We start from the raw sequence: 6,829 nt of genomic DNA, 5'->3' as shown, positions 1-6,829 counted from the left end.
GCTGATCAGTGCCCGAAACAGGGGGGTACCTTAACTGCGTTTACGCAGGTCAGCACCTCATTTTGGCGGCGAACCGGCGCGGACGGCCGAGCGGGCGTCATGCGTCGGCCTCGTCCGGCATCAGGTCGACCCCGTCCCAGACGAAGCGCACGGTGGTGACCGCGTTGTCCCCGTCGCCTCCGGTGATCAGCTTGTGGATGGCGATGCCGTCGAGCTCGCGGTAGTCGCACCACTCGTGGTCCGACGTGAGCAGCAGGTCGAGATCCAGCGAAGACAGCAGGCCGAAGATCTGACCGCGGTTCGCCGTGTCCACTCCGACGAACACCTCGTCGAGCAGGATGATTCGCGGCGCTTCCAGTACGGCCTGATAGTGCGCGGCGACCGCGGCGAACAGCGGCAAGTGCAACGCGATGGCCTTCTCACCACCGGAAAGCGCACCGTGGAGCTTCTTGGTCAGCAGCTGCCAGCCGACCCCGTTCGCCCTGTCGATCTCGACCACGAACTGGTGCCAGCTCGTGTAGTCGAAGACCTGGGCGAGCTGCTGCTCCCAGCTGGTCGCGGTGTCGTCGGCCTTCGCCTCTTCGATTCGGTCGCGGAAGAACCCGTGCAACGACTCTCGATCGGCGTGGGTGAGCAGGTCTGGGTCCTTGAGCAGCAGTTCCCGCGCCGCGCGCGTGCCGGCAGGCAGGTCTTCGCGGACCTGCCACACCAACCGGACGGCCACCTTCGACGCGGTCCGCACCTGCTCGAGCCGCTCGTTCATGGCGTCGACCAGCGCGGTCGCCTGCCTGATCCGCGCGGCGAGATGACGGCGGGTCTCGCCGGTCAACGTCTTGTCGAACAGCTCGCCCTCGGCGCCGGTGATGTCGACGCGATCCCGGTCCGCCTCCGCGCGCAGCAGGTCGAGCAGTTCGGCGGCGCCGACCCGCAGCCCGTTGACCGTCGCGCTGAACACGCCGACGTCGCCGTCGGTCTCCAGCTCCAGGTCAGCGCGGTCGCTCAGGATTTCGCGGCACTCGTAGACGACCTCGTTCAGCCGATGCAGCGCGTCGCCGAGGTTCTTCTGGGCGTGCGGGATGTTCGGCCATTTGAGCGCCACCGCGTCCGCGGCCGCCAGCGCGTCGGCTGTGCTGGGCAGCTTGATGCCGGCGTCTTCCGGGAAGCTGCCCGACATGAGATGCCGGAGCCTGGTCGCGGTCTGGTCGCGGTGCTCCGTCGCCTGTTTCTGGAGCGCCGCGTCGATGGCGCGCTGGTTGTCGAGCGAACCCAGCCGCGTTGCGAGCTCGCGCAGCTCCAGGTTGAGAGCCTTCGCCTGGACGTCCAGCTCCGCCGATTCCTCGCGGAGTCCGGTCAGCTCGGCAAGAAGTTCCTGGTAGTCGCGGCCGAGCGCGTTCTCGACCGCCTCCGCCTTTTCGGCGAGCCCCTTCGCGGAACGCTCGGCGTCGAGCGCGTACCCGGCGGCTTCGTCCGCAGTCTGCTCCGAGCGTCGCGCCTGCGACGCGTACTCGTCGGCCAGCGCACGCGCGGACCGCGACTCCCCCTCAGCGTCGAGCCAGGCGTCCGCCAGATCCCGGAAGCCGTCGACCGCGACGGTGACCGCGTCGAGCCCATCGGATTCCGTCGGCAGGCTGTTCTCCGCCGCCTTCATGGTCAACGTCTTGAGCGCGTCGGCGACGGCTTGCTCGTGCTTCGCGAGCTGCTCCAGCAGCCTGCCGACCGCACGATCCGCCGAGGTCACGGCCGATTCGGCCAGGTTCAACGCGCTCGCGGCGGCGTCGACGTCCTCGTGGTCCGGACGGCTCGCCAGCTCGGCGGTCAACCGTTCGCGGCGCCGTTCCAGCGTCTTCAGCTCGCCGTCCAGCCTGGCGATCTCGTTGTCGAGCTCCCCCAGGCGGATCGCCGACTCGGCCAGTTTCCGCTGCCGCGCTTTCTCCCTGGCGCCCACGCCGATGTACTCGGCTTGCGGCTTCGCCCAGCTGCCGCTCGCGTTGGCGAGCCGCCACCAGCCGTCGGCGCCGACGGCCACCTCATGCCTGCCGGGAACCCGCTCGGCGTACGCGATGCCGGACAGCAGCCGTTCGATCACCTCGGCGTCGACCCCGGCTCCCGGCTGCGGGCGCAGCACGGCCAGCAGCGACTCCCCCTCCTTGACCACGGGGAATTCGGCGTCGAGGAAGGTGTCGTGCCCGTCGACCTCGATGCCGCCGTGCGACGGCACCCAGGCGTCGAGCAGGCCGCTCGCCTCGAGCGCGGCCTCGATGCCCGCTCGGGCGTCCTCGGGCACCGCGTCGGTGAAGGCGACGAGCTTCCAGAACGGCGCACCGTCCATTGTGGACCTGTCGGTGGTGCGGGAGTGCGCCGCTTCCGGCGGGAGTTCGACGCTGGACTCCAGCGCCTTGCTCTCCGCGGCCAGCTCGGCCCGGCTCTCGACAAGCCGAGTTCGCTCGGCACCGAGCGTGGTGTCGCGAACGGTGATGTCGTAGCGCACCCGGTTCGCGGTCGCGTTGACCTGCTTCAAGACCGCGGGCGCGGATTCGGCGAGGGCGGTCAGCGACTCGATCTCGGCGAACGTCAGTTCCGTGCAGCCGTCCACCCACTCACGCAGCCGTTTGACCTGCACTTCGATCGCGGACTTGTACGACTGGGCAAGTTCCTCGCGCTTTTCGACGGTCCTCGCCAGCTCAGCGCGAACTTGCTCGACGCTTTCCTCGCACCCGCGACGGCGATCGAGCGCCGTCTCGTGGGTTCCGACGGCCTCGCGCACCTCGCGGAGCTGATCGTGCCGACTGCGCACCGCCGCGCGCAGCAGCTTCCGCACACCGGACGAGCCCGACGGCAGCACGGACCGCATTTCCGTCCAGACGCCGGTCAGCTGTGCGCGCTCGCCCGCGCGCCCGGCCTCCTGGCTCGCGTCGGCCGCGAGCTGCGCGAGCCGGGCGGCGACGCGTTCCGCTTCGGCCACGCGCTCCGCGTCCGCCGACGAGACCTCGCGCTTCGCCTCGGATCCCGTGCGTTTCGCGACGAATTCGGCCTGCGCGGACCTGGCTCGCTCGCGAAGTTCGTCCAGCTCACGGCCCTGTTTGTAGCTTTCGCTCTCGACCAGGCCTTCGATGCGCGCGCGGACGAGCCCGCCGCGTTCGACGAGGACTTCGAGCCGCTGCTCCGTCGCCTTGTTCTCGGCGACGGCCTCGTCGTACTTCGCCGCGGACTCGCCCGCGGTGCCGGTCAGCATGATCAGCTCGGAGCTCGCGGAGATCAGGTTCGCCGCCGACGCACGCAGCACGCGCATGGCGTAGCTGCGTTGCTGGGTCGCGAGCCTGCGCGCCGCGTCGACCTCGGCGTCGACCAGTCTCAGCTGCTCACGCTGGCGGTCAAGCCGCTCGAAGCCTTCGGCGAGCTCGGCCACCTCGCTCTCGCCGAGCGGCGGCAGCGCGTGTGAGAGCAGCGTCGACAACAACGCCGGGTCGAGCCGCTGCGACAACTTCGGCTGCCTCAGCTGCAGTAGCGCGGTGATCAGCGCGTCGTAGCGCGGCTCGGTGAGCCCGGGGAACAGCTTGATGCGCACGGCCGTCCGGTACGAGGCGGAGCTGGGGTGCACTTCGCCGTGACGGCCGATCGCTTCGGCGAGCGCGGCGCTGGTCAGCGGCTGACCCGAGTCGTTGACCAGCGGCAAGTCGACGCCGACGCGCTGGGTGGTGGTGAAGTAGTCGACGTGCACGGTCTTGGTGTGCGTGCTCGCCTGCAGCCGCGCGCCGCAGGTGAACCAGTAGTCGCCGAGCGCGAATTCGAGCCAGACGTAGCCGACCCGCGTGCTGCCGTCGGCGCCGTCGCCCATGAGGTTCCAGTGCATGGTGCGCTCGCCGGTGCCGAACGTCGACAGCCGGTTCGCGCGCAGGCTGGCGTCGAACAGGAACGGGAGCAGCAGCTCGAGCGCCTTGGACTTGCCGGTGCCGTTCGGCCCGTGCAGCAGCAACCGGCCTTTGTGGAACTCGAAGATCTCGTCGTAGTAGCGCCAGACGTTGAGGATGCCCGCGCGGGTGGGCGCCCACCTCGGCGTTCCGACGGCCCGCAGTGTCATGACGCCTCCACCGACTGGACCTCGGTGACCGCGTACCGCGACGCGGCAGGCAGCGCGACGACGACCTCGCCGGAGCGCCGCGCCAGGCCGAAGTCGTCGAGCACGGCGAGCGCGTCGTGTACCAGCTGCTCTCGGCCGTCCTCGCCGCGATAGGCCTTGGCCCAGCGGGGGAACTCGCCGAGCAGTCGGTCCGCCTCGGCACTGAGCTGCTCGGGCACCACACCACCTTCCGACGCGGTGATCACGTCCAGCAGCAGCAACGCCGCTACCTTGGCGTTGCTGGAGTCATCGGGGAACTTTCCGTCCGTCGCCAGTCCGTCCGGATCGACGAGCAGCACACCTTCCGCCCGCTCTTCCAGCACGAATCCGCCCTGCTCCGCGGCGCGGCGGATCAGCTGCCTGCCCACGGGCGAGGTCAGGTATGTCAGCTCGCCTGGCGACAGGTCCGCGCGGTAGACGACCGGATCGTCGACGAGCCGTCGGAAGATCGAGTGCCGCACCCAGAGGCCGCGTTGCACGTCCGACGCACCGTCGATGGCATGCGCCGCTTCGGGTGCTTCGCCGTAGCGCCGTTCGCGGCGGAGCGCGGAGAGCAGCTCTTCGAACCGGACGGCGACCTCCTCGCCGGGCACCGCGAACTGCGAAGGCCCGTTCGGCGCCGCCAGCAGCCGCATGACCAGCGTCGCGTCGACGCGGTAGAGCACCTTCGCGGTCGCGCTGGCGACGAACGACTCCGTGCTGCCGTCCGCGACTTCGAGCGCGCCGAACGACTCCAGCGTGCGCAGCACGTCGACGTACGCCATGCGCTCGGCGCGCTGGGAGGTGTCGAACGTGTCGATCAGCGGGTCGGCGAGTGTCGCCTGGGTGACCCTGTCCGCGAGCAGTCCGATCGTGGTCACCGGCGTGGCCAGCACCTCCGCCGCCACCAGGCACAACAGCGTGTAGCGGCGACGGTCGAACGGCGCGTTGCCGGACCGCTCGCGGCGGGCGGGACGGCTGGGATCGGCACGGGCGCGGACCTTCATCAGCCGCGCGTAGCCGAGCCGCGGTTCGATCGCCAGCGACCAGCCGCAGTAGTAGTCGAACCACTTCGCGATCGGCTCACGCCTGCGCCGCACCAGGTCGAACGTCTCCGGCGCGATCCGCGCGCTGATCAGCGGGGACGCGAGCAGCAGCCGGATGCCGCGCGCGACGTCCTCACGTTCGGCCAGCACCAGCTGGTTCGCCAAGTTGCTCACGAGCGGCCTCCCGCGACCCGGATGTCGACCAGGAAATCAGGTCCGGCGAACCTACCCCGAGGCGTGGACAGCACGGCCGCCCGGGAATCGGGCGGCTGCCGCAGGATCAGCTCGACCTTCCCGTCGCTGGTCGCGCCGCGGCGGACACCGGTCGAATCCGGCGAAGCAGACAAAGCGCGGCCGAGCATGTCCAGCAACCGTTGGAACAACTCATGATCGAGTTCACCGAACGCCGACAACCGGACCTCGCCGTCGGTCGCGAGCCTGCGCCAGGCCTCCTGCAGTTCGGCGCGCTCGGCGCGGGCTCGCACGGCGCGAGCGGCTTTGATGGCGCTGACATCGCGGACCTTGCCCGCCCTGGTGAACCGCTCCGTCCGGCCGGAAGTCCGCAGCAGCGCGGAAACCTCGACCGGCGGCGCGTCCGCCCAGCTCGTGTTGGCCGGCACCAGTTCCGGATCGAGGTGACCGAGATGCGCGTGCCGCGCGGCGCCCATGCCGAACGCCGTCGACCACAGGCGATGCAGATCGGCCTCGGCGGGCGCGGCGGCGAACCACCTTGCCAGCTCACGGAAATCGGCGACCGCGCTGCTGGCGCGACGGCGTGATTCACTGATCCGGTCCAGCACCTGCAGCAAGGTGACGATCGCCCGGCGGGCGACCGTGTGCAGTTGCTCGACGCGCGCGGGGCCGCCGTCCGCAGGCTTGAACCAGGCGAGCAAGGCGTCCCACTGGGTCCGGCGTTGCGCCAGCCAGTCGGTTCGAGCCGTTTCGCCCGCTGCCGGCGGCAGATCCGCGCCGGCGAGCGCACGGCGGTGCAGCCGCTCGACGTCGACGCGCTCGATGCCGGCGGCGATCAGGTGCGTGCGCTGATCGAGGTTGGTCAAGAACTCTTCGAGGTAGGTGATCGTCGCGCCCTTGACCTCGTGGAACGTGGCGAGGTCCGCGCCTTCCGCGCGCAGCAGCCGGTGCAGCTCGCCGGTGAACCGCTTGGCGTTGCCGCGCAAGGCATCCAGATGACCTTCGAGCTCCATCAGCGTGGCGAAGACGCGGCGGTCCGACGGGTCGTCGAGCGCGTCGGCGAGCCGTTTGAGCCGGTCCGCGATCGCTTCGAGCACCGCGGTCTGCAACGCGCCGGACGAGGTCAGCGCGCCGAGCGCGTGCCGGACGCCGGCGAACGCGGCCGCACCACGCCCGGTCAGCGAGTACCGCAGATTGCGGCGCTCGTATTCGCTCGCCGTCCGGTAGTTCTCGGCGTGGTTCTGCACCACGTCGAGCAGTTGCCAGTTCCGCAGCTGCTCCAGCGCCCTGGCCAGGTCGGCGTCCTCGACCGCGTCGAACCAGCCGACCTCGCGCAGCCCGTTGCGAACGTCGTCGAGCCCGAGCGTGGTCTCCATGCGCTCGCCCGACTCGCTGAACGCGTGCAGGATCGCGGTGTACAACTCGGCGCGATCGCCTTGCGTGAAACGGAACATGTCCGTCGGCACGCGGTCCATGAGCCCTCCCTCGCCGTCGG

Annotated in this window: 3 protein-coding genes; all 3 read right to left on the bottom strand. The window is 70.2% G+C overall.

The window, feature by feature from the left end:
• Nucleotides 1-97: 97 nt before the first annotated feature.
• The 3 genes from AB5J62_RS44175 to AB5J62_RS44165 are packed head-to-tail and all read right to left on the bottom strand — an operon-like array spanning nt 98 to nt 6,809.
• Nucleotides 98-4,078, bottom strand: coding sequence for a TIGR02680 family protein (locus AB5J62_RS44175; protein WP_370946025.1), 3,981 nt, complete (start codon nt 4,076-4,078; stop codon nt 98-100).
• Nucleotides 4,075-5,316 carry a TIGR02678 family protein gene (locus tag AB5J62_RS44170; RefSeq protein WP_370946024.1) on the bottom strand — a complete coding sequence of 414 codons (1,242 nt, stop codon included), beginning with the start codon at nt 5,314-5,316 and terminating at the stop codon, nt 4,075-4,077. Before AB5J62_RS44170 ends, AB5J62_RS44175 begins: the two co-directional genes overlap by 4 nt.
• Entirely contained in the window at nt 5,313-6,809 is a 1,497-nt protein-coding gene (locus AB5J62_RS44165) for a TIGR02677 family protein (RefSeq protein ID WP_370946022.1), read from the bottom strand. The genes AB5J62_RS44170 and AB5J62_RS44165 overlap by 4 nt, the downstream gene beginning before the upstream one ends.
• Between the last annotated feature and the right edge of the window lie 20 nt (nt 6,810-6,829).

The sequence above is a fragment of the Amycolatopsis sp. cg5 genome (assembly GCF_041346955.1).
Taxonomy (GTDB): Bacteria; Actinomycetota; Actinomycetes; order Mycobacteriales; family Pseudonocardiaceae; genus Amycolatopsis.
The sequence above is the reverse complement of the archived record's forward strand: the minus strand, read 5'-3'. Positions and strand labels throughout refer to the sequence as shown.

Excerpts from the sequence above, each read along its gene's own strand:
- AB5J62_RS44175 (WP_370946025.1), bottom strand. The coding sequence starts at position 4,078 with ATGACACTGCGGGCCGTCGGAACGCCGAGGTGGGCGCCCACCCGCGCG.
- AB5J62_RS44165 (WP_370946022.1), bottom strand. The coding sequence starts at position 6,809 with ATGGACCGCGTGCCGACGGACATGTTCCGTTTCACGCAAGGCGATCGC.